Source organism: Streptomyces sp. NPDC101237, from assembly GCF_044767465.1.
In the GTDB taxonomy this organism is placed as follows: Bacteria; Actinomycetota; Actinomycetes; order Streptomycetales; family Streptomycetaceae; genus Streptomyces; species Streptomyces gramineus.
The window spans coordinates 1-22,729 of sequence record NZ_JBIWNY010000052.1 but is presented as its reverse complement, the minus strand read 5'-3'; the positions used below and the strand labels follow the sequence as shown (position 1 = coordinate 22,729).

Annotated in this window: 12 protein-coding genes, 2 pseudogenes and 2 CRISPR repeat arrays; of the genes and pseudogenes, 9 read left to right on the top strand and 5 right to left on the bottom strand. The window is 68.5% G+C overall.

The window, feature by feature from the left end; translation table 11 throughout:
* Positions 1–669: 669 nt before the first annotated feature.
* A CRISPR array of direct repeats spans positions 670–1,859; the repeat unit is 29 nt; unit sequence GGGACCATCCCCGCGGGCGCGGGGAGCAG.
* Positions 1,860–1,985: 126 nt separating this feature from the next.
* The 4 genes and pseudogenes from ACIRQ9_RS39495 to ACIRQ9_RS39480 all read right to left on the bottom strand — a co-directional run bounded on the left by ACIRQ9_RS39495 (position 1,986) and on the right by ACIRQ9_RS39480 (position 4,622).
* Positions 1,986–2,807, bottom strand: coding sequence for a hypothetical protein (locus ACIRQ9_RS39495; protein ID WP_404185369.1), 822 nt, complete (start codon positions 2,805–2,807; stop codon positions 1,986–1,988).
* 15 nt (positions 2,808–2,822) lie between these two features.
* Complete coding sequence (locus ACIRQ9_RS39490) at positions 2,823–3,149, bottom strand: hypothetical protein (RefSeq protein WP_404185366.1); 327 nt, start codon at positions 3,147–3,149, stop codon at positions 2,823–2,825.
* Positions 3,150–3,843: 694 nt separating this feature from the next.
* Positions 3,844–4,147, bottom strand: a pseudogene (locus ACIRQ9_RS39485) (hypothetical protein).
* Positions 4,119–4,622, bottom strand: a complete 504-nt coding sequence (locus ACIRQ9_RS39480) for an NUDIX hydrolase (protein ID WP_404185363.1) — start codon at positions 4,620–4,622, stop codon at positions 4,119–4,121. The pseudogene ACIRQ9_RS39485 and the gene ACIRQ9_RS39480 overlap by 29 nt, the downstream one beginning before the upstream one ends.
* 341 nt (positions 4,623–4,963) lie before the next feature.
* On the opposite strand from ACIRQ9_RS39480, the gene ACIRQ9_RS39475 reads away from it, so the two are divergent.
* Positions 4,964–6,031 (top strand): pentapeptide repeat-containing protein, encoded by a 1,068-nt coding sequence (locus ACIRQ9_RS39475; RefSeq protein ID WP_404185360.1) that lies wholly within the window; start codon positions 4,964–4,966, stop codon positions 6,029–6,031.
* Positions 6,032–6,208: 177 nt separating this feature from the next.
* Positions 6,209–6,658: an SMI1/KNR4 family protein gene (locus tag ACIRQ9_RS39470; RefSeq protein WP_404185356.1), complete on the top strand. Its 450-nt coding sequence runs from the start codon at positions 6,209–6,211 to the stop codon at positions 6,656–6,658.
* A 54-nt stretch (positions 6,659–6,712) separates the two neighbouring features.
* Here the strand turns inward: ACIRQ9_RS39470 and ACIRQ9_RS39465 are convergent, their stop codons facing one another.
* On the bottom strand, positions 6,713–7,276 hold the full coding sequence (locus ACIRQ9_RS39465; RefSeq protein ID WP_404185353.1) for a Uma2 family endonuclease: 564 nt from the start codon (positions 7,274–7,276) through the stop codon (positions 6,713–6,715).
* Positions 7,277–7,498: 222 nt separating this feature from the next.
* A CRISPR array of direct repeats spans positions 7,499–8,504; the repeat unit is 29 nt; unit sequence GGGACCATCCCCGCGGGCGCGGGGAGCAG.
* Between the two features lie 234 nt (positions 8,505–8,738).
* Between ACIRQ9_RS39465 and ACIRQ9_RS39460 the strand changes: the two are divergent.
* The 7 genes and pseudogenes from ACIRQ9_RS39460 to ACIRQ9_RS39430 form a co-directional block, all read left to right on the top strand.
* Positions 8,739–10,010: pseudogene (locus ACIRQ9_RS39460) on the top strand (CRISPR-associated endonuclease Cas3''); the annotation flags it as partial.
* A gap of 715 nt (positions 10,011–10,725) precedes the next feature.
* On the top strand, positions 10,726–12,339 hold the full coding sequence (locus ACIRQ9_RS39455) for a type I-E CRISPR-associated protein Cse1/CasA (RefSeq protein WP_404185350.1): 1,614 nt from the start codon (positions 10,726–10,728) through the stop codon (positions 12,337–12,339).
* Complete coding sequence (gene casB / locus ACIRQ9_RS39450) at positions 12,336–12,920, top strand: type I-E CRISPR-associated protein Cse2/CasB (protein ID WP_404185347.1); 585 nt, start codon at positions 12,336–12,338, stop codon at positions 12,918–12,920. Before ACIRQ9_RS39455 ends, casB begins: the two co-directional genes overlap by 4 nt.
* On the top strand, positions 12,917–14,260 hold the full coding sequence (locus tag ACIRQ9_RS39445; RefSeq protein WP_404185344.1) for a type I-E CRISPR-associated protein Cas7/Cse4/CasC: 1,344 nt from the start codon (positions 12,917–12,919) through the stop codon (positions 14,258–14,260). Before casB ends, ACIRQ9_RS39445 begins: the two co-directional genes overlap by 4 nt.
* Complete coding sequence (cas5e, locus tag ACIRQ9_RS39440; protein WP_404185341.1) at positions 14,257–15,105, top strand: type I-E CRISPR-associated protein Cas5/CasD; 849 nt, start codon at positions 14,257–14,259, stop codon at positions 15,103–15,105. Before ACIRQ9_RS39445 ends, cas5e begins: the two co-directional genes overlap by 4 nt.
* Complete coding sequence (locus tag ACIRQ9_RS39435; protein WP_404185338.1) at positions 15,087–15,824, top strand: type I-E CRISPR-associated protein Cas6/Cse3/CasE; 738 nt, start codon at positions 15,087–15,089, stop codon at positions 15,822–15,824. Before cas5e ends, ACIRQ9_RS39435 begins: the two co-directional genes overlap by 19 nt.
* Before the next feature lie 569 nt (positions 15,825–16,393).
* Positions 16,394–20,221, top strand: a complete 3,828-nt coding sequence (locus ACIRQ9_RS39430; RefSeq protein WP_404185335.1) for a hypothetical protein — start codon at positions 16,394–16,396, stop codon at positions 20,219–20,221.
* Positions 20,222–22,729: the final 2,508 nt, after the last annotated feature.

Below are 22,729 nucleotides of genomic sequence, written 5' to 3'. Positions count from 1 at the left end.
CGCGCGGTCTGCTCCGCAGACGCGACGCGGTGCCGCTACGCGGCACTTACCGGCGCTGCGCGCCGGAGGCCTCCGGGCTCCGCCCGAAGGGGCCAGGCACTCCGTGCCCGGCCTCCCGGACCAATGCTCCGCGCTGGTCCGGGGCCTGACTGCTCCGCAGTCAGGAAGGGCAGCAGCAGTGAGGGGGAGGGGTGGTCCGACTCGCTTGCGTCCGCCCAGTGCTGACAGGTCGTCAGTCTCGGAGGGGGCGTCAAATGCATGAACCGGCTAGGTTCTGGGATGAACCCTCACCCCCGATCCCAGTCTGGCGTGACGCATGGATTCCCCGGTGGATCCGATCACACTCGGCCCTGGAGAATGCGTCATTTCCCGTCCGAGATGGATTCTGGGATGACGGCGCATCTCCTCTTTCATTGCCGGACAGATACCGGTGCTACGCCAACCAGAAATGCCGCCACGTATTCGCTGAATGCGTTCATGGCGTTCCGCAGGGAATCCATTGCGGGGTATTTCAGGTTGGGCAGTTCATGGGCCTCGCTGGGGTCTGCGAGGGCTTCGCCGATCGCGTCCAGGGCGTGGTGGGGGCCGGTGACTTAGCCGAGGGTGCCCGAGGCGTCGACGGCCCAGACGTGGCCAGTATCTGATCGACACGGCTGTGATCGCCGCACAGGTACCACCCCCGCGGGCGCGGGGAGCAGCAGTTCGAGATCCCCATCGTCGCCCTCGCCCAGGGACCATCCCCGCAGGCGCGAGGAGCAGGAGCGCCAGCAGGCCGACGAGCCCCTGTCCCTGGGACCATCCCCGCGGGCGCGAGGAGCAGTGCCGGCCCGCGCGTGGCCGCCGGTACCGCGGGGGACCATCCCTGCGGGTGCGGGGAGCAGTTCTGCGGCGAGGTACACGCTGTCCTGAGTGCGGGGACCATCCCCGCAGGCGCGGGGAGCAGTACGAGGAGCTGCCGTCATCGCACGCGGCCACGGGACCATCCGCGCAGGCGCGGGGAGCAGTCGTTGGCGACCTTGACGCGGATCTCGATGTCGGGACCATCCCCGCGGGCGCGGGGAGCAGCGGTGGAGGCCGACCCAGCCGCAGTGGTCGTTGGGACCATCCCCGCGGGCGCGGGGAGCAGGGCTACCGGGCCACCGTTGGATCCGGGCCAGAGGGACCATCCCCGCGGGCGCGGGGAGCAGCGGTGGAGGCCGACCCAGCCGCAGTGGTCGTTGGGACCATCCCCGCGGGCGCGGGGAGCAGGGCTACCGGGCCACCGTTGGATCCGGGCCAGAGGGACCATCCCCGCGGGCGCGGGGAGCAGCGGTTCGAAACCGTCCGCGCCCACAGGGGTTAGGGACCATCCCCGCGGGCGCGGGGAGCAGGGCTACCGGGCCACCGTTGGATCCGGGCCAGAGGGACCATCCCCGCGGGCGCGGGGAGCAGAGGGACACGCGAATGGTCCTGGTACCCGGGGTGGGGACCATCCCCGCGGGCGCGGGGAGCAGGCGGTGAGCCCGCTGTTCAAGGCGCCCCCGTCGGGACCATCCCCGCGGGCGCGGGGAGCAGTAGACCGTCCAACCGACGATGACCGTGTCCCGGGGACCATCCCCGCGGGCGCGGGGAGCAGGAGGTGGCCGTCTGATGCCCGGACCCGTAGGCGGGACCATCCCCGCGGGCGCGGGGAGCAGGCGTCCTGCATCCAGCCCCAGGAAACCGGCGCGGGACCATCCCCGCGGGCGCGGGGAGCAGTGCTTGCCGCACCTCAGCCGTGCGTGCTGTGCGGGACCATCCCCGCGGGCGCGGGGAGCAGATCATCCCGCCGAGGCCCTGTCGGTTGACATCGGGACCATCCCCGCGGGCGCGGGGAGCAGCCATACCCCCGACTCAGGACCGTACGTCTTTCCCGTTCAATGCGTGCAACCTACTGCCGGCATTCGGTTTTTAATTCCAGTAAATCGAATGGGCCCGAACCATGCGGTTCGGGCCCATTCGGTAAATCAACTGGCAGCGAGATCGTCACCGAACATCATTCTGGTGCCATTTTTTCCTTGTACCAGGAGAGAGATTCTTGGAGTCTCGCCGTCTTTCGACTGTTCCTCCATCATCTGGACCACCTCGTACACGGAGGGCCGTGTCATGGGCCTGTAGAGCGGCGTCAGCTGCTTGCTGGTGCGGTTCATGCGTTTCAGCAGGCGGTTCAGGGGCGCGTCGGTCTCTCCGGGGCTGCCGGCGGTGGTGCTGGTGACCTTGGCCCATGCGGCGCGCCACAGGGGGTCCTGGTCGGTCACACCGCACCCGTGGATGATGGCGAGCAGCTGCTGTTCATCGACGGGCTTGGTGATGCGCAGGATGATCCGGCGCAGGCTGCTGACGGAGAGAGCGTGGGGGTTGCCGCTCTTGTCCCTGATCTCGCGGAACGGGGGGGCGCCGGCGGCTTCGTAGAGATACTCGATGGAGCGGCTGAGGTCGCGCCAGTCGCTAATCAGGGTGGGGTGCGGAATCGGGCCGAACTCGGGCAGGATGCCGCGCTCGTGGATCCGGGCGCGTGTGCGCAGGCGCAGGAGGATCTCCGTGGACTCGGGGAACCCACAGCCCACAGCGAAGGCCACGATGGTCTTCTCCTTGGGTAGGTAGGTGCCGGAGGCCGCACGTTGGAGGGTGACGCGGGAGATGGTCTCGATGCCCTCCCGCTTCTTGGTGCGCTGGGCGAGCTCCTCGAAAGTCAGCTTGGCCGAGTCCAGGAGGTCGTCCCGGAGCATGGTCGCCAGGCGCATCGTGTAGGGGTTGTCGGTGCTGATGGGCTTGCGGTTGCGTCCCATGGTCGCCGCCCCCTCTCAGCCGGCGTTCTTGTCGAAGGCGGCGCGTGCGGCGCGGCCAGCGGCAGCACCGAGGTGGCGGCCGCCGGTAATCACCGCAACGGCGCCGGCACCGATGGCACCGCAGCCGGAGAGGAGTTCGAGGATCTGGCCGGTGGGCAGGTGGCCGGCCAGACTCAGCGCCACGCCACAGACCGGGAAGACGGTGATCGGCAGGGTGTGCGCGAGGGTGATGCGCGCCGGGAGCGGGACCGGGTTCGTCACGTTCGTCTCGGCGGTAGAGGTGTTCCCGACGGTGTCGGGGATGGTGCGGGCGGCGACGACGATGTCGCGGTTCGTGCTCACTTGGGGTCCCTCACAAAGAGCGAGGGAGGACGTCACCTGCGGCAACGCCCTCCGCCTACTGGGTGCAACCCGCGACTGCGAGAGGGCAGTTGGCGCCACCTTCTCCACGGGCACAACAAGGATCCCAGGTGGGGTAGCACGCCAATGCCAGCACCAAATCCACCTATCACCACAGAACGGTCAAGTAGGGCACGTTTTGTTCAGAACCGCGCCGGAGGGACAGGGTGCTCTGTATCTGTCCATGTGCGCTCCGTAAGCGCAGGTTCACCGCTCCGCGTGGTCAACCCACCGGTACTCGGGGACGTTACGTCGCTCCGGGTCACGGGCCAGCACTCCTGAGCAACGGTTTTAGTTCAGCGGCGTGCCAGTCATTTTTGCGTCGGTATGCTGCCGCGATGCACCCTGGGAAACGCAACTGAGTCCACCGAGAGGACACGGGGCGTCCTGCCTACTGGGTGCAACCAAAAACAGGATCCCTGGGGCTCAGGGTGCCCGGCGACGTGTTGGCGCACGTAACGACGGGCACTGCCACGCCGCGCTGCCCCCGGCTTCGACTGGGGGCAGCCTACCGGCGATGGGGCGGCAGGGCGGTCCACGAACAGACCCCCCTGTCGCCCGTGGGTCATCGTCCGCCCAGGAGCTCACCGGCCGGGTTTCGCGTAGCCACCGATCCGGCCCCGCGCCCGCCTCCGGGTCAGACTTCGATGTAGGCGACGACCACGACGGTGCGCAGGGCCGGTTACGAAGTACAGGATCCGGACGGCTTCGACGTCGTCGGTGTACTGGCGCAGCTGGGGGTCGGCGGTATCGCCGGGGATCGGCTCGCCAGCGTCGGGATCGACGGAGATGACGACCAGGGCACGGTCCAAGGCATGGAAATCCGCCTCGCTGATGATGCTCTCCAGCTGCTTGGCGCCGGCGTCGGAGAACGCGATCCGGGCGCGCCGGAGTCGGGCGTCTCTGGCGTGGTCAGGATTGTGTGGTTCGGAACGCGTGATACCGGCTGAGGGCTTCGTGGCTGTCCGGCGTAAAGCGCCACCTGGCCAGGGCGGAGCGTAGCTCCGGCTCGGTCAGCCAGCCGTGCCAGGCGATTTCACTGGGATCGGGGACTACGGCCTGCGGCATCACGGCTTCGTGCACGCCGAGCCAGTGAGGGCTCAGACCGCTGCGGTTGAGGAAAGTGAACAGCATGTGTGGCAGCGCACGAATGCCGAGTTCTTCGGCCAGCTCCCGCGCGGCGGCCTGTTCGTAGGACTCGCCGGCACCCACGGCGCCACCGACCAGGACCTCGTAGTACCCGGGGAAACGCGACAGCTGCTCCGACCGCCGGTGGACGAGGATCCGCTCATGCTCATCACGGCACACCGTCACGGCGACCCGGTGCAGCCACCTCTCCCGGATGGCCTGCCGGCGGCTGACCACTACTCCCAGCGCATGATCTTGCTCATCGACACGCTCCACCAGTTCGTCCACGACGCACACCCTGGCAGAACCCGCTGACAGCACCCCTTCCCCGCGACGCGCATCAGCTCGCGCAGATTGGGTGCCGGCCTCGTCTGTGTACGGGCGACTGCAACCGACCGTCCCTGTACCGGCATATATGGGGCATGAGGACACCACACCCAGTACGGGCCCTCCAGAGGCGCCGTCAGCAACGGCGCTCGGTCTTGGCACACAGGACCGCGCTGGAGCAGCGCAGGATACGTGCCCGCCTAGTGGAGCGAGCCCGGCTCTGGTGCGTCTGGGCTGCCATCGCAGCCGGGGCGGCGCTGTTGCTGGTCGGGCTGCCCTGGTTGCTGTGGAAAGGGCCGTACGTGATCGACGGCAAGTACATCGACAAGAGAGAACTCGGCAAGGGGTCTGCTGCTCTTGTCACGGGGCTGCGTACCGCGGTGGTGGCGCTCACCGCCGCCCTCGGTGCCGGCGTCGCTCTGCTCTACACCGCCCGCACGTACCGGCTCACCCGCCGCGGGCAGATCACCGACCGCTTCACCAAGGCCCTGGAGCGGCTCGGCTCGCAAGAGATCTACGTCCGTATCGGTGGCATCCTCGCCCTGGAACAAATCGTCCAGGACGCCCCTGAGCAGGTAGCCACGGATGCCGCCCGCGTTCTTGGCCACTTCATCCGTGACCGCGCACCGAGAGCGCGCCCCGCCACTGATTCAGGCAACAGCGCTCCCGACAGTTCCGGCCTGGACGGCAGCGAGCTGCCTGATGAGCCTGCTGCCGACGTGCAGGCAGCTCTCACGGCTCTTACTCGAGCCGAGTCGCGCCCCCATGTTGACCCTCGCGAACAACTCGACCTCCGCGGCCTCCACCTCGCCGGCGCCCGCTTCAGGGAAGCCGACCTCACCGACGCCAACCTGATGAGGGCGACACTCACTAACGCCGACTTGGCAGGGGCGACGCTCACGAGGGCCAGCCTGCGCGGGGCAATACTCACGAACGCCGACCTTAATGAGGCGACGCTCACGGGGGCCCACCTGCGCGGGGCGAATCTCACGGACGTCAGCCTGTATGAAGCGACGCTCACGAACGCCAACCTGTGCGGGGCGGATCTCGCAGGGGCCGTCCTGACCAGGGCGATACTAACGGGGGCCAACCTGACCGGAGCGGACCTCACGTACGCCCACCTGGACGAAGCAATGCTGACGGGTGCCACCCTGACCAGGGCGGACCTCACGGACGCCAACCTGCAGGGGACGGTATTCACCGACGCCTACCTGAAGCACGCGAAGCTCACGGCGGCCAGCCTGGAGGGTGCCAACCTGTCGGAGGCCAGGGGTCTGCTGCCCGAGCAGCTCAAGTCAGCCGTCGCAGAAGAGACAACCAAGCTGCCTGTCGGCTTTGCGCTCACTGCTGAGGAAGCGGAGGTGAAGTGATGAGGCCCGCTCTGGGGCCTCGTCCAGGACGCCGAGTCCGCGTCCGCTCTCGATGCCGACGGGCGGGACCGTCTCCCACGCGGGGTCATGCCATGATCCGGCCTCATGAGTGATCGTTCCCTTTCACCCGCCTGGTTGGCCTCGTGGACGGGCAGAGTCTCCGGGGTCCTTGCGGCGATGACAGGCGAGTTCGAGCGTCGGCACGGCTTTCCTCCCGGCACCAACGAGGTCCGGCCTGCCAGCCGCGACGATCAAACCGCGGCTCGCGCGCTTGCCCAAGCGGACCTCATCCCAGCGGACCTGGTCACTATCTATGACAGCATCGGCGACGCGACCTGGGCAGACGTCGGCAACGGATACTTCCTCGACTCGGCAAGCGACGTCCTTATGCGACTCCAGGAGCACGGCCCTGTCGATGCTGGCGTGGACCAGATGGTGGCCATCGGCTCGAACGGCGGCGGCCTGTCCTACGTCGTGGGCCCTGACGGGTCGGTTCATCGGACGCGGACGGCATCACTGGACGAACCGGAACTCGACAAGGTAGCCGACGACCTGCGGCAATTTCTGGAACTGCTGGAGAAATCCCTGACGGGGTTCATGGCCGACGGCGACCCGGGATCTCTGTAGATCAGCCCGCAGAGCCCATTATGTTAGGCGTTGTAAGAGTGTGTGCTGCGCCTGTTACTGGCAAGCAAGTCCGGCCGGGTCGATGCTGACCGGGAAAGGGGTGTGGATCTGGGTGGTGGTCCCGGCGAGTGCGGTGATCGTTTCGGTGTACCGGCCGCCGTGGAGTTCACCGACGATCAGGCGTGGGGCGGGTTCGAACTCCAGGCGCCAGAAGTGCAGGATGGCGGCTTCGGCGTAGAGCAGGGGCTTGAAATTGCGGTCCATGGTCTCGTTGCCGGGGGAGACGAGTTCGACCACGAGCTGGACGGCGTCGGCGTCCACACTGACGGTGTCCTCGGCAGTGGCGCCGGCGTCGGTGACGACCAGGCCCGGCACGACCAGGCCGGAGGGCAGCACGACGTTGATAGCTTCCAGAACCTCCACCGGGGCGCCGGCCGCGCGGGCCGCGGCGTCGAGGATGACGTGGAGGCGGAAGGACGCCCGCTGGTGACGGACTCCGGGCGCGGGCGACATCACCAGGGACTCTCCGAACAGCTCATAGCGGGTCGTCCGGTCCTCGGGCAGCGCCAGGACGTCCGCGACGGTCCAGCGCCCGGTGTGATCGGTCGCAACACTCATCGACTCCACCTCCTCCAGGTCGAGCAGCTTTCCCCCAGTGTCGCCGACACCGTGCTGCTGTCTGTCGCCCGGCCAGGACCAGCTACTGCGCAGCCGACCGTGCGGGCAGGCCGGCGCGCCAGGCCGCGGTGAGGACGTCGTCGTCGGAGTCGTCCCAGTACCGGGAAACGCTCGGATCGGCGTCGCGCCATGTGCCGCCCTGCCAGGAGCGCGACTGGACGCGGGACCATCCCCGCGGGCGCGGGGAGCAGCTGTTCGCGCAGCTCGCGCCGATGTTCCCGCAGGGACCATCCCCGCAGGCGCGGGGAGCAGAACCGACCGCCGGAACAGTGTCCGCGTGACGAGGGACCATCCCCGCGGGCGCGGGGAGCAGGCCGAGACAACGGAATCGAGATCCCGGAATGAGGGACCATCCCCGCGGGCGCGGGGAGCAGGGAATCTCACCAGGTACCTCAACGAGCGAGTAGGGACCATCCCCGCGGGCGCGGGGAGCAGGAGTTGGCGCTGGAGACGTTGATGACGGCGGAGGGACCATCCCCGCGGGCGCGGGGAGCAGTCCCGATCTGATGCGGCTTCGCCGTCCCGAGGCGGGACCATCCCCGCGGGCGCGGGGAGCAGCCGGTCGAGCTGGAGTGGTACCTCCCCATCGCGGGACCATCCCCGCGGGCGCGGGAAGCAGACACCGACCTTGTCGCACGCATCCAGGAAGCCGGGACCATCCCCGCGGGCGCGGGGAGCAGAGGATCCGCTCGATGTGTTCCAGGGTCTGGTGGGGACCATCCCCGCGGGCGCGGGGAGCAGGTTCACCACGAAGTCGAAGTAGAAGGAGGCCCGGGACCATCCCCGCGGGCGCGGGGAGCAGATCTCCGCCGCAGTCGGCATGGGCTTGCCCAGGGGACCATCCCCGCGGGCGCGGGGAGCAGTTGATCGCGAGCCGGATGGTGATGCCCCGCTTGGGACCATCCCCGCGGGCGCGGGGAGCAGGGGTTCGCCCAGTAGCCCAGCGAGTTCCAGTAGGGACCATCCCCGCGGGCGCGGGGAGCAGGGCGAGATCGTCCCCGTCATCTGGCCCGGACCGGGACCATCCCCGCGGGCGCGGGGAGCAGGGCGCACTTGGGGTGGCGGCAGGTGTGGCCGTGGGACCATCCCCGCGGGCGCGGGGAGCAGGTCGGCGTCGAGGTGTGGGAATCCGGCGGCGGGGGACCATCCCCGCGGGCGCGGGGAGCAGACTGTGCGACCTGCGGGTTTACGGCACAGGGGCCGTGGTTTCCATGAGTTTCAGCGAGTCCGGCAAAAGGTACTTACCGCCCCTTCGGGGTCTTGCTGGGATGGCCGGTGGGGACCTCAACCTTAAGGGTTGTCCCCGTATCGACACCTGCGGCTCGGCTCGACCCGGCGGCAGAGCCTTCTCGGTTTCTTCATATTGACTTCACGATTCACATATGTCCTGTATGTATCTGGCATGAGAGGCGAGGGGGACGCCCCTATGGGGCTTCATGTCCGGTTGGCCAGGCCGGCGTTGAGCGTGTGGGCCAAGCACGAGCGTGATTCCGACCGGTGGCTGCCGTTGTGGCGGCATATGGAAGACAGTGCTGCCGTAGCCGGGCGTTTGTGGGACGAGTGGCTGCCGCTGTCCGTGCGGAGATTGATCGCTGATGCGCTGCCTGGTGGGGAGGCGGATGCGCGCCGGCTGGTGGTGTGGCTGGCCGGTGTGCACGACATCGGTAAGGCGACGCCGGCGTTCGCCTGCCAGGTCGAGCAGTTGGCGCAGAACATGCGTGGACATGGGCTTGAGATGCGCTCCCGGCAGGCGATGGGCGCGGACCGGCGGCTCGCGCCGCACGGGCTGGCCGGACAGGTGCTGCTGGGGGAATGGCTGGAGGCGCGGTACGGCTGGACGGTCAAGCAGGCCGGGCAGTTCACGGTGGTGGTGGGTGGGCATCATGGGGTGCCGCCCGAGCACGGCCAGATCCAGGCGCTTGACCATCACCCTGACCTGCTGCGCACGCATGGGTCGAGCGGGGCGCTGTGGAGGCGGGTGCAGGAGGAGCTGCTCGACGCGTGCGCGGATGAGTTCGGCGTCCGCGAGTGTCTGGTGGCCTGGCAGGGTGTGAAGCTGCCGCAACCAGTACAGGTGCTGCTTTCTGCGCTGGTCATCGTCTCCGACTGGATCGCCAGCAATCCCGGCCTCTTCCCCTATTTTCCTGAGGACGTACCCCGCACGGGCCGAGAGCGCATCGCGGCCGCCTGGCGCGGACTGGACCTGCCGGGTCCATGGCATGCCGAAGAACCGGTCGCAGATGTGCAGGAACTGTTCGCGTCCCGGTTCGACCTTCCGCCAGCGGCGAAGGTCCGGCCGGTGCAGGAGGCGGCTGTAGAACTGGCCCGGGGTATGCACGAGCCTGGGCTGATGGTGATCGAGGCGCCGATGAGAGAGGGGAAGACGGAGGCCGCGCTCGCCGCTGTGGAGATCCTTGCGTCGCGGTGTGGGGCGGGCGGGGTGTTCTTCGCGCTGCCGACGATGGCCACCGGTAACGCGATGTTTCCCCGTCTGCTGGACTGGCTCAACCGCCTGCCGGCCCCCGAGGGAATGCGCTATCCGGTGCAGTTGGCGCATTCCAAGGCTGTTCTCAACGACGACTTCGCCGACCTGATGGGCGCGGCCCGACGGATCGCTGCGGTCGACGTGGACGGATCCGAGGAGCGTGAGTGGCGGCCGGCGAGCCGGAACCGCCCAGTTCAGCAAGTCTGCTCCCCGCGCCCGCGGGGATGGTCCCGCGAGCAGCAGGCTCGCCTTGGTGCTGGTGACCTGCTCCCCGCACTGGGTACGGTACGCAGTCGTCGCCCTCCAGGCCGCCGATCGTGACCTGAGGACAATCCCCGCCGGCACGGGGAGCAGGGCGTTCCCTCGGCGATGGCGTCGCGGAGGCGGGAGCATCCCCGCGGGGCGGGGAGCAGGCATGCGGGTCGCCGTTGCGGGGACCACGTAGGGAACATCACCGCAGGCGCAGGGAGCAGGCAGCAAGGCCGAGCACAGGCGGGAAGGGGGATTATCCCCGCGGGAGCGGAGAGCAGTTCCGTCGGCGTGCTGAGCAAATGGGGCACCTCCCCGCGGGCACGGGGAGTACAGGAACTGCCGTTTCCTGAGGTGCAGGAGGTTGGGGCCATCCCTGCGGCCGCGGGGAGCGCAATTCGTGACCTGCGACTTTGTCACGGAAACAGGTCGCTTTGAAGCAATTTCACTGGTTTCGACATAGCAGCGCTAACGCAGGTGTAGGGCATTTTTACACTCAACAGCTTCTGCCGTAACGCCGCCGCTGGGTCTGCCCAGCCAACTGGCCGTTGACAGAAGATTCGCAGAACCCGTCGTTTCAGGTACTTCGGACTGCTAGCGTCTGGCCCCGTTCAAGCTGGCAACCGTTAAGAGTAAGAGAGAGCTGGGCTGGAGTGTGGCTGAATTAAGTGCCCTACGTGACAGGGGCGTGCGCCCCCGCTGGGACCCCCGGGAGTCTCCCTGTATCCCGGTGCTGACCCTTGAGGACCGGCTCGTAGATATGAGTCTGGTGGAGCTGCTCCACGATGCTGATGACGTGCGCAGCGTGGAAAGCGGCACGCCGGGCGAGAAGGTCGCGGTCATCGAGTTTCTGCTGGCCATCTGCTATGCCTCCGGCACGTATCCGAGGTCAGTCGCGCAGTGGCCTGCCTGGGTGGATCAGAAAGACACGCTCCGGCCTGCTGCGGAGTGGCTCACCCAGCGCCCCGAAGACGAGATCTGGGATCTGTTTCATCCTATGGAGCCCTTGGGGCAGAACGCTTTGCTCGCTCCGTTTCTCGATGAGCACGGGACAGGGCTGGCGCAGCTGGTGATCGAGCAAGTCGGGGACTACAACCAGTTCTTCGACCATCACCACTTGGAGCACCCCACTCCGCTCCCCGTCGCCCAGGCGTTCCGGGCCATGCTCACTCAGCATGTGTACGGTCCGGCCGGACGTGCCAGGATCTCTGGCAAGGAAACGTTGGGTGCCACCATCACCAACCTCGCCGCCGGCCGGCTCGGCACCCGGATCCGGGTGATCGCTCTCGGCGCCAGTCTCGGCGAGACGCTGCGCCTCAACCTGGCTCCGGTTCCCGGGCCGCCAGGGGAGTTGAACCGCTCCTGGACGGCTGGTCAGGAGCGTCGCGGATTCAATGCCAAACCGAGCGGTCGTCCGGTCGCCGGTCCGGCCGATCTGCACAGCTATCTCGGTCGGTCGATCCTGCTCCGTCCAACCCGCGCAGGGGACCATGTGGACCGGGTGCTGCTCGGCGCGGGTGAGCTGCTGGCGCTGACGGATGAGCATCTGCAGGACGCCGTCTACGTCAAGAAGGCTGACGGCACCAGCAAACCGCTGTGGGCTTCGGCGTCCCGGGCCGTCTGGCGGGAGGCCCACGCCCTGTACGCGGCCGTGGCCGAGGCACGTTCCGAGGCGGGCGGCAACGATGGCGGCACGCTGTACCGGAGACTCGCGCTCTTCCCGGCCGAGGATGTCGCTCCCGAGCCCGGTCAACAGCCCGCGCGACTCATTGACCTGTGGACGGTCGGGCTCGTGGCCAAGCAGACGACGGCCATCAAATGGGTCGACGGGACCTTCCCGTTCGCCCCCGGCCTGGAGGCAAAGCTGTACCTAGCCTCCTACCGCGGTTCGGACATCGCCGAGTTCGTGGCGGCCGCCTTGTCCAAGGCGGCGTACGCGGCCTGGACCGTGGCGTACCCGAACCCCAAGCCGACCGATAAGAGCGCCCAGATCGCACGCTTTGACGCCCGTGAACACCACTGGGCCGCCACGCAAGAGTCGTTCGACCTGCTGATGGAGGAAACCACGCTGGGAGAGGACGTCCACGCCTGTCTTCACGAGTACGCGGCCAGCGTCGCCACCGCTGCCCGCAGGTTCCTCACCGAACGCCTCGACCCTCTGCCCAGGAACTCGCAGGGTGCAAAGGCCCGGGCCGCCGCGTTGAGGCGCTTCGATGACGAGCTGGCTACGGCGAAGGCCCCGGCCGAACTTTGGAGGGAGACCTCATGACCACCAGTACCGGTGCGGAAACCGATGTCAGTGAGAGAAGCATCGCGCTCACGACCTGGCTCGCCAGCCTCGTCCACAACCACGACTACACAAGTCTCGCCGAACTCCGGCGCCCCCGCGTCCAGAAGAAGCCTCACTTCCAGGCTCTGTGGCACAGTCCCACCGACGCCCAGCGTGAGGTCTACCTTCAAGTCGCATTCATGTTCGCGGTCTACCACCAAGGGCGGTCGAAGCCCGCTTTCGGGTACGGCAGCCTGGGCGAGGCAGCCCGCCGCATCGGCAGTGGATCCGGACGCGGGCCGGACGACCCGGGCGCGGCTCGACTCGTCGACCGCATCGTGTCCAGTCGTCGCATTCCGTGGCGGCACCTGCAGCACGCTGTCGCCCGCCTGCGGGCCTGTGAGCAGCAGCCGCCGTCGTGGGCACGCCTCGTCGACGATCTGGCCCGGTGGCACGACCGCAAAGCCCGCGTTCCGTACGAGTGGGGCGTGGCCTTCCACATGCCTCCCGCCAAGATCCCCGCCAGCCGGCCCGCCCCCTCAACTGCCACCGCCTCTCTCGAGAAGGACTCCACCACGTGACCCCCAACACCTCGTCCACCGGTCGCCAGTTTCTTTCCCTGCACCTCCTGGAGACCCTGGTGGCCGTTCTACCCGTGCGTGACGAGAACGGGGCGCCCAAGTCGATCGTCTACGGTGGCACCGAACGCCACATGATCACGAGTCAGGCACGGCGCAGGGCCGAGCGCGTCCACACCCGGAACCGGGCCAACGCGGGCCTCGGCGCCCTGGCCGGCCGCAGCACCGGCGTCCGAACCCGTGAGTGGGCGCTGATCACCGCGCGCGCCCTCACCTCCGAGCATGGATGGGAAGCGGACGAAGCCGTCCGCACCGCACGCGCCGTGATCGAGGCCACCGGCCCGAAGTTCGGTGACACCGCCAAGAAGACGGTTGCGAATCTTACCAAGGTGCTGCTGTTCGCCCCCGCAGACGCGGGCACACGCATCGCCGCCCACATCAACGAGCAGGCCGAGACAGTCCGTTCCTGGACCGAGGAGTACTTGGCAGCGCAGACTGCGGCAGCCGCGGCCAAGGCGAAGAAGAGCACCCGCAAGAACTCCGGGCAGCAAGAGTCGAACGCGAGCGAGGGCACCGAGGCCAAGCTGCCTGCGCTCCCCAGCGCCACCCGCGCAGCGGTCCTCACTGCGCTCGCCCCGCGCGACGCCATCGACATCGCCCTTTACGGACGCTTCCTCGCAGAGATCGCGGACTCCCCGAACGTCGATGGCGCCGTCCAGAGCAGCCACGCCTTCACCGTGCACGAAGCGGAACAGGTTGACGACTTCTACGCCGCGGCAGACGACGCGAAGCTCGACCGCAAGAAAAACGCGCTGGACTTCCTCGACGCGGCGGACGACGCCGGTGCCGGCATGACCGGCTACCAGTCCCTGATCACCGGCACCTTCTACCGGCACGCGGTGCTCGACCGCCTGCAGCTGCGCAGGAACCTCCAAGCGGCCGGAATGACCGCTCAGGAGGCCGAAGAGGCGTCCGTCGCGGCCGAAGCCGAGTTCGTCACCGCCTTCGTCGACGCCTTCCCCGAAGCGAAGAAGAACTCGACCGCCTCCACCGGCTCGCTGCCTGCTCTGGTCCTGGCCTTCGAGGGCGAGCGCCCCTACAACTACGCGGCCGCGTTCCAGGCCCCCATCGACGAGAACCCCGTGGACAAGGACGGCGAGGGCCCTGCCGGTCCGGCCGCGGTGAAGCGGCTGCTGAGGCACCACGTGTTCGTCAGCCGTCGCCGGCCCGATATCGAGGCTGGCCGTGTCCTCACCTACGATCCGCAGATCGACGAACTCATCGGCACCCTCGAGGACACCGGTGTGGTGACCGTGGCCTCCCCCGAGGAGCTGACGGCGTGAGCAGGCACGTTCTGCTCGTGCGACTCGCCGCACCCTTGCAGTCCTGGGGGGTGGCGTCCCGGTTCTCCTACCGCGACAGCCATGCCCGCCCCACCAAGTCGGCGATCATCGGCCTGTGCGCGGCGGCTCTCGGCCGGGAGCGGACCGCCCCCCTGGGCGACCTCGCTGCGCTGGTCTTCGGCGTCCGCGCCGACCACCCGGGCACCCCGGTGCGGGACTACCACACGGTCGGCGCGGGCCGGTTCCCGTTGCGACCCCGGGACGTCATCACCGACCACCGGCGTGCCGCGGCCATCGCCACGAGTCTGGAAGCGGCTGAAGGGCCGGGCTTCGGACATCACGAGCTGGCAGGCTGGTACGGGGCGCCGAAGAAGATCACGGCTGACTCCGTCTCCGGGACCCTCGTCTCGGCGGAGCTATCGCGTTCGGCGATGATCACTGAGCGCTGGTACTTGTCGGACGCGGCATTCGTCGTAGGACTCGAGCACCAGAACCGGGTGCTGCTGGAGGAAATCTCCTACGCCCTGGAACATCCGAAGCGGCTGCTGTGGCTCGGCCGGAAGTCGTGCCCGCCCTCCGGCACCCTGGCTGCGGAGATCCTCCCCGGCACGATCGCCACCGTATTCGCCGCCAAGCGCCTGCTTCCGGGACCGGACGGACCCGACGCCTCGGGCCGACGCCCCTTGGCGTGGATCCAGGCGCCGTCGGGCACTCGCGGTGCGTTGCAAGTGAACGACCAGCCGGTCAGCTTCGACCCGGCCCACCGGGCTCACGTCACACGCTGGGAGACCCGTACACGCATCACCATCGCACCGACGGCAACCGGATGGGACATCATCCCGTGAACACCACACGGGCCTCGGCAGCCCGCTTCGTCGCCACCCACTCCGTCCTGTCTCTGGACGCCCGTCATCCTCTCGTAGCCAAGTCCCTGGTCGACGCCCAGGAAATGCACCGCACCGTCATGAGCGGCTTCCGTGGCTGGGTCGAGAGCGGTGACCTCGATGCCCGCGCTCAGATGGGTGTCCTGTCGACGTGGTCGGTGGACCTGAAGGCGGCGGCACTCGTCCTGGTCGTGCAGTCCAGGGTCCCGGGTGACTGGTCCCGCATCCCGCGCGGGGCCTTCACCGCTGCACCGCACATCATCACTGTCGACCGTACCTTCAAGGCAGGCGAAGTCTTGGGCTTTCGCACGGTCGTCAATCCAACCCGCAGCAAGCCGTCGGGCAAACCTGCCCCGGACAAGGCCCGTGGCACCCGCAGCGCTCACACGACGCCCGAGCACGTGAAGAAGTGGTTCTCGCGTCGCTTCCAGGCCGACGGGGAACCGGCGAACGCCGAGGACGGCGTCGCCCGCATCGGCGCCACCGCCAACCCCGACACCCTCGGAATCCGGATGCTGCCGACGGTGTCCAGTACTCACCGCAGCAAGCCGGTCCGCATCGGACGCGCCGAGATCCGCGGCTCCCTCACCGTCACTGACGCGGAAACCCTCGTCAGCGTCCTGTCGAACGGCCTGGGCCACGCCCGCGCCTACAGTTGCGGACTGATCCTCACCCGCTGACGATCCCGGCGGAACACGCCGGTGGGGGCCGGACAACAATCCGGCCCCCACCACACGTCGCCCCCACTGCCATGAACCAGACCTCGATCAGGTCAGGTCATCAGTGCAAGACATCCCCGCGCACGCGGGAGAACAAGGAGGCTCTGCTCCTAACGGGGGCCATCCCCGCAGCCGCGGGCAACCCCAACAGGGGCCGAGAGTAGGGCCAAAGACCCCGCCGGGGCCAGGTCCACCGGTGTCAGCGCTTCTCTCCGCGCCGCATCAGGATCCTCAACGTCGCGCGGGCATCACTCCGACGCTGTGGATTGCGGAAGAGAACAGAAGAAGCCGCCACCATGACAACGGACCCGGCATACATCAGACCAGTCGCGGCGGAAACCGTGGTGGCGTCCCTGAGCACGGACTCCAGGACAGGCAGCAGAACAGACACGTGCATCCCCCTCGGGATCACCGCCCAGTGGCCTTCTCCCCCGGGCGCGGCCCCCTAGATATCCGCCTCCAGGACAGCGTCCGGCGAAGTCCGCACAAGCTGTCCAGCGCTATCCACGCAGGTCAGAGAGGAGATGAAGATGTGTCCGGAGAAGTCTTCCGCACAGAGCGGACAAGACGATACCCAACAGTTGCCGACGTTCATGGCCGACCTCAAGGCGCTCTACCAAGCAGCGGGCGGTGGTGATGAGTTCACGTACACACGGCTGATGCAACTCGCCGTGCAGGCCGGCTACACCGTGGCCAAGTCAAACCTCTCTGACTGGTTCAACAAGAATCCCCCGCAGAAAGCACGTCACATCGAGTACGTCATGCAGGTGCTCATCCCGTTCCTGGAGAATCGGGCGGCCAGCCGCACACCGGGGCACACCCGCACTGCCCCCGGTACCTGGGGCCGTCGGCTGAGGACCGCCCAAGACGTCAGTACAAGTGGACAGGGCGGCCACGGCCCCCGCGTCCACGCGGCTTCCCGAGGCCGCCTGCTGGGAGGACCGTCCCCGGCCCTCCTGGACGTCCTGCCCGGCGACCTCGAAGAGCGGGAGCAGGAGGTGGCCGAACTGAAGGCATTCGTCACAGCTCCCGACGGTGCCCCCGCATACATGTGGTGGCAAGCGGGCCCCTGGGCAGGTAAAACCGCTCTCGTGGCCTGGTTCGCCGCCCGGCACCTGCCTGCCGGGGTGGACGTCGCGCATCACATCATCTCAGGCCGCCTGGGCACCGACCGCCGCGACGATTTCGTCCGGGACCTCAGCAAGCAGATGGCCGGTGCGACAGGAAGCAGGCGACGCCCGGCGGTCGACCGGAAACGACCGACGCTCGACCCGTTGTACGCAGCAGCGGCTCGTGAATGCGCGGAGCGCCATCGGCGCCTGATCCTGATCGTCGACGGGCTCGACGAAGACGCGGACGCCGGCCAGGAAGGCGCGGGCATCGTCGGACTGCTACCGAAAGCACCCCCGCACGGAATGCGCGTCATCGTCACCGGACGCCCCCACCCCCGCGTTCCGGTGAAGCTCGCACCGGACCATCCCCTGCGGGACCCCTCCATCGTCCGGCGGCTGACCGACTCTGCCGCGGCACGGGTCATCCGGGACACCGCCCTCGTGGAACTCCACGCCCTTCTCGACGACCGCGACATCGGTCGGCGCCTCCTGGGACTGCTCGTCGCAGCAAGAGGCGCCCTGACCGGCACAGACCTCAGCGACCTCCTCGACATCGCACCACACGACGTACGGGTCAAGCTCAGCACCGTGGCCGGCCGCTCCATGACACCCACACGCACCGACCGCCTCCACCTGGATGTACAGACCGAAGTGGAGGCAGCAGCCGGCCGGCAGACATTCGTACTGGCCCATGCCGAACTGCACAAAGCCGCGTTCGACTCCCTGGGCAATCGCTTCCTCGCCGAACGTGCCAACGATCTGCACCGCTGGGCCCGGCAGTACCAGGGCGCGGCGTGGCCCGAGGAGACCCCGAACTACCTCCTCACCGGCTACACCCGTCTGGTGCACGAAACCGGAGACATTAAGGAACTCACGGCCCTGGTCTGCGACCCTCACCGTCAGCTCCGCCTCATCCAGAACTCCGGAGCAGACGTCGCTCTCGCCCAACTTGACCTCATCGCTGCATCCGTCCCGGACCCTTCCCCACTGCTGAACCAGGCCGCGGCTGCCGCTTCTCGGGAGATGCTGCTGACGCACGTACGGCCGCTGCCCGCCCCCGTGGTACGGACCGTCGCCCGGCTCGGCGATGCCCATCGGGCCCGCGCCCTGGCGGCCGCCTCCGGGCGCGCCGTCGACAAGGCCCTGCATCTGGCCGGCGTAGCACGCGTTCTGCACGCCATGGGTGACGAACAGGCCGCAGCCGCCGCACGCGAGGCGGGAGAATGGGCGCGCGCGGCACTGCGCGAGACAGACCGCCTCGGCTACGTCGCCGACGAAGCGGCGGCCGCAGCAGCACAAGTCGCTTTGGCACAGCTGGAGACGACGCGAGCCTCCGACCCAAGAGTTCAGGGTGCCGCCGCCCCGCCGGGTAAGGGGAGCGACTGCCAGAGCCAGTTCGAGGACGCTCTCACTCTGCTCCGCTCCACCCAGGGCATGAATACGGTCCGCAACGAGGCGTGCGTACAGGCCGCCCGCATGCTGATGCCGGACCATCCCGATTGCGCGGCCGAGCTCTTGGACGAATTGGAGGAACAGGCTGAGACGCTCGCCGGCGAAGACCCAGCCGAGGCAGTCGCAGCGGCCAGCGCCATCCAGATCTGGCAGATGGTTGCGTCCGCAGACCCTGACCGCGCCGACCGCATCCACGACCGGGTCCTGGCCCGCACGATGGAGGTGTGGGAGGCCACGCCCACGCTGGAGAAAGTCTCCGTGCTCGCAGCCGCCGCCTCACTTGTGGCACAGTCCCGACCGGCGCAGGCCGCTCGGCTCGTGGCCACGGCAGGCCTGTACCTCGAGCGTGTGCTGCACGTGGACGCAGGGCCAAGGGCGGCGGATGCCGTTCATATCGAATTCGGCTTCCGGCACACGCTCACCGCACTCTCCCAGGCCCTCACCGACGTCGGGACACCACCCGAGAAAGCCCTCCGCATACGCGAACTCGGGCAGCGCGTCCTTCCCCCCGAGCAGCCGCAGCAGCCGGGACAACCTGCCCCCGCCGCGAACGAAGACGAAGCCTTTGCCGAGGCCACCGAACTCGCCGACCGAGCGTTCCACCTCGCCGACCAGTGCGCCGTCCATGAAGCAGAGCACTTCCTGGAGAAGGCACTGGGCCTCCTCCCCGCGGCAGCCCCCGGCAACGGCCGCGTTCCGGTGTGGCTGCCGGACCTGGCGGGCGCGCTCGTTCGTACCCAGCCGGCCAAGAGCGTCGAGCCGCTGCTCGACCTCGCCCATCACCCGGCCGACCAGGTACGCGTACACGCCGCCATGGCGCTGGCCTGCAGGGACTCTCTCCAGCCGACCGCAGCACGACAGCACGCACAAGCAGCGTCTCATGCGCTCTCCTCCGCAGCCGTTTCAACCACGAGCTGGGCCTACGCCGCACAGGCATTGGCGTCCGCAGGCGAAGTGCAGTCCGCCGTGAACCTGATCGAACGGAACCGACAGCCGGACGATGCCGGAAAGCGGGCCGCTTGGCGAAAGGCCGACCGAGCAGCACGCATCGCCGTCGCCACCGAACTCGCGACACAGGCCCCTGAAGCAGCGGCCGAACTGATCCTTCCACTGATCAAGCGCCGAGACGCTGCCCCGCACACGATCCGAAGCAAAGGGCTGCTGACCTCACTGGCTCAACTGCTCCCCGTCACCGTCCTCCTGACGCCCCAACAACAACGGTTCTTCGACGCCGAAATGGAAAAGGCCCAAGAGCAAACCGCACGAAGCAACCCGCAGTCCTGGCATCCCCAGGACGTCCTCGTACAGGCATTCCTGCACATCGGTGCCGGACAAGATCCCCGCCGTCAACTGCACTGGCTCACCACAGACATGGCAAACCGCGGAACCGCACACTTCCCCACAACCGCAATGGCCATACTCCACGCAGCCCTGCGCGACACCATCACCGCCCAGCAAGTCGCCATGCTCCCCGCCACCCCGCACCACAGAGCGGCGGCACTGACCGCAGTGGCATCACACCTCGCCCGCATCCCCCACCGCCCCAGTCCCGTCCCCGACCCGATCGAAACAGACCCCTTCACCCCCACCATCCAGCACCTGGCCCTGAAGACGACCTCGGCCGCACCTCCAGCCCACGAAGACGCACTCAAACCACTGCACCACGCTCTGGCCACCACCGGCTGGCACCACACAATCCCCATCCTGCCCACACTCGCCCCCGAAGCACTCACCACCATCCGAGACATCACCATGACCCACCTCAATGCATCGAAAAACCCCCGAACCCGATGACCCCACCCATGAGAACTCAACACCCGAACAGATGGCCTCTGCACTTCCCGACTGCCACCACAGCAGCAACACGCAAAAGCGAAAAAGGCCCTTTCCCGGAATCCGCCGAACTCACGAAAACCACACCACCCACGCCACAACCCCGCAAGCCGCGCCACTGCTCCCCACACCCGCGGGGATGTTCCGCTGTTCGGCAGAGAGCCTGCCCTGTAGATCGGCTGTTCCCCGCATACGCGGGGACGTTCCCTTCGGCCCCGAGGGCGCGCAGGTCCCGCCCCACTACTCACCGTACCCGCGGGGATGATCCATTCTGGTCCGCAAGCGCATGGTGGTAGTCGTCGCTGCTCCCCGCACCCGCGAGGATGTTCCCCTCCAGTTGGACGGGGATCGGATCCTCGTCTCCTGCTCCCCGCACCCGCGGGGATGTTCCCATGGTCTGCCCGTTGGGCTGCTTCACCGCGCACTACTTCCCCACGTCCGCAGGGATGTTCCCGATGCCCGCCAGCTGGACCACGAAGCCCGCTGCTGCTCCCCGCACCCGCGGGGATGTCCCGTGCGTCGGGACGTGATGGACAACCTCATGTCCTTCTCCCCGCGCCCGCAGGGATGGTCCCATCACCCAGGGCTGCCTTTTCAGGAACGACGGCTGCTCCTCGCGCCCGCGGGGATGGTCCCGAGTGTTGTCTGACGTCACGGATGCCGAGAAACTGCTCCCCGCGCCCGCGGGGATGGTCCCCCGGAGATCGCCTTGAACCGGTGGGAGAGGCCCTGCTCCCCGCGCCCGCGGGGATGTTCCCTCCTACCGTGCGCAGGTCCTGGTCGGCCCCGACTGCTCCCCGCACCCGCGGGGATGGTCCCGCGCTGAAGCCATTTTTTACGCAAACGTGGAAGTGCTCCCCGCACCCGCGGGGATGTTCCCCGGTCGGCCACCCTGTGGCCGGAAAGCCGACACTGCTCCCCGCACCCGCGGGGATGTTTCCGCCGCGGCGGCCTGGCCCGACCCGGTCGGCACGTGCACCCCGCGCCCGCGGGGATGTTCCCGACCGCATCACCGCTGGCGCGGCCGCCCTCACATGCTCCCCGCACCCGCGCGGATGTTCCCGGACGCCGACTTGAGACCCTGGTCGCACTGCTCTGCTTCCCGCACCCGCGGGAATGTTCCCGAGGAAGCCCTACCGTGACGGGCGAACACGGCCTGCTCCCCGCACCTGCGGGGATGTTCCCGACACCCTGCCCGGCTCGTCGGCGCTGCCCGCTGTCTGCTCCCCGCGCCCGCGAGGATGGTCCCCAGACCGTCCGGCGCTGGCTCACCGAACAGGAGTGCTCCCCCCACCCGCGGGGATGTTCCCGGGATGTTGTCCGGGTCGCCGTGGATGTTCTGCTGCTCCCCGCACCCGCGGGGATGGTCCCCAGGAGTACCAGCTCACCATTGACGCCCTGGGCTGCTCCCCGCACCCGCGGGGATGTTCCCAACGCCGCGCAAGTCCCCGAGCGGCGCGCCGCCTGCTCCCCGCACCCGCGGGGATGTTCCCAACACCGGGGCCGACATCACCACGGCCGTCACCTGCTCCCCGCACCCGCGGGGATGGTCCCGAGGCCCGCATGGGCCGTCGCGTCACCCCACCCTGCTCCCCGCGCCGCGGGGATGGTCCCGGGCGCGCGTCCTTTTCAAACCACGGTTTGGCGTGCTCCCCACACCCGCGGGGATGGTCCCGAGCCCTCCGGCGACACCCACTTCGGCCCCGTCTGCTCCCCGCACCCGCGGAGATGGTCCCGCTGAAATGATGCATGTGGATGTCTGGCGTCTCTGCTCCCCGCACCCGCGGGGATGGTCCCCACGCCTGCGAGCGCTGCCGGCCCGACACGCCTACTCCCCGCGCCCGCGGGGATGGCCCCTCGCCCGGCGGCATGGCGGCTTCGTCCGCTGGCTTCTCCCCGCACCCGCAAGGATGGTCCCGCGTAGTCGTGGAACGGGAGGACGCCCTCGACCTGCTCCCCGCGCCCACGGGGATGGTCCAGAAGCTGCCCGATGTTGAGGGTAAGGGTGGGCTGCTCTCCGCGCCCGCGGGGATGGTCCCGGGTCCAGGCCGGTGGTTTCGGTGTCGGTGAACTGCTCCCCGCGCCCGCGGGGATGTTCCCTTCGGCTGGTCCTTGGGCTTGAAAGAATCCAGCTGCTCCCTGCGCCCACGGGATGCTCCCTCGGTGGATCGAGGGGTGCAGCATGGACCTGACTGCTCGCCGCACAGGCGGGAATGTTCCCCTTGGCATCACGGAGCGCCCGTTCCGGAAGTTCTGCTCCCCGCACCAGCGGGATGGTCCCTTCGTGCGGCCGCCCGGCGGCAACATCAAAGGCTGCTCCCCGCGCCCGCGGGGATGGTCCCCACATGGCGGCCTGGGTCGGCCTGTAGGCGGCCTGCTCCCCGCGCCGCGGGGGTGGGGCCCACCCCCCCCCCCCGGGGGGGTCCCACCCCCCCCGCCCCCCGGGGGGGGCGGCCGGTGGGGTCCACG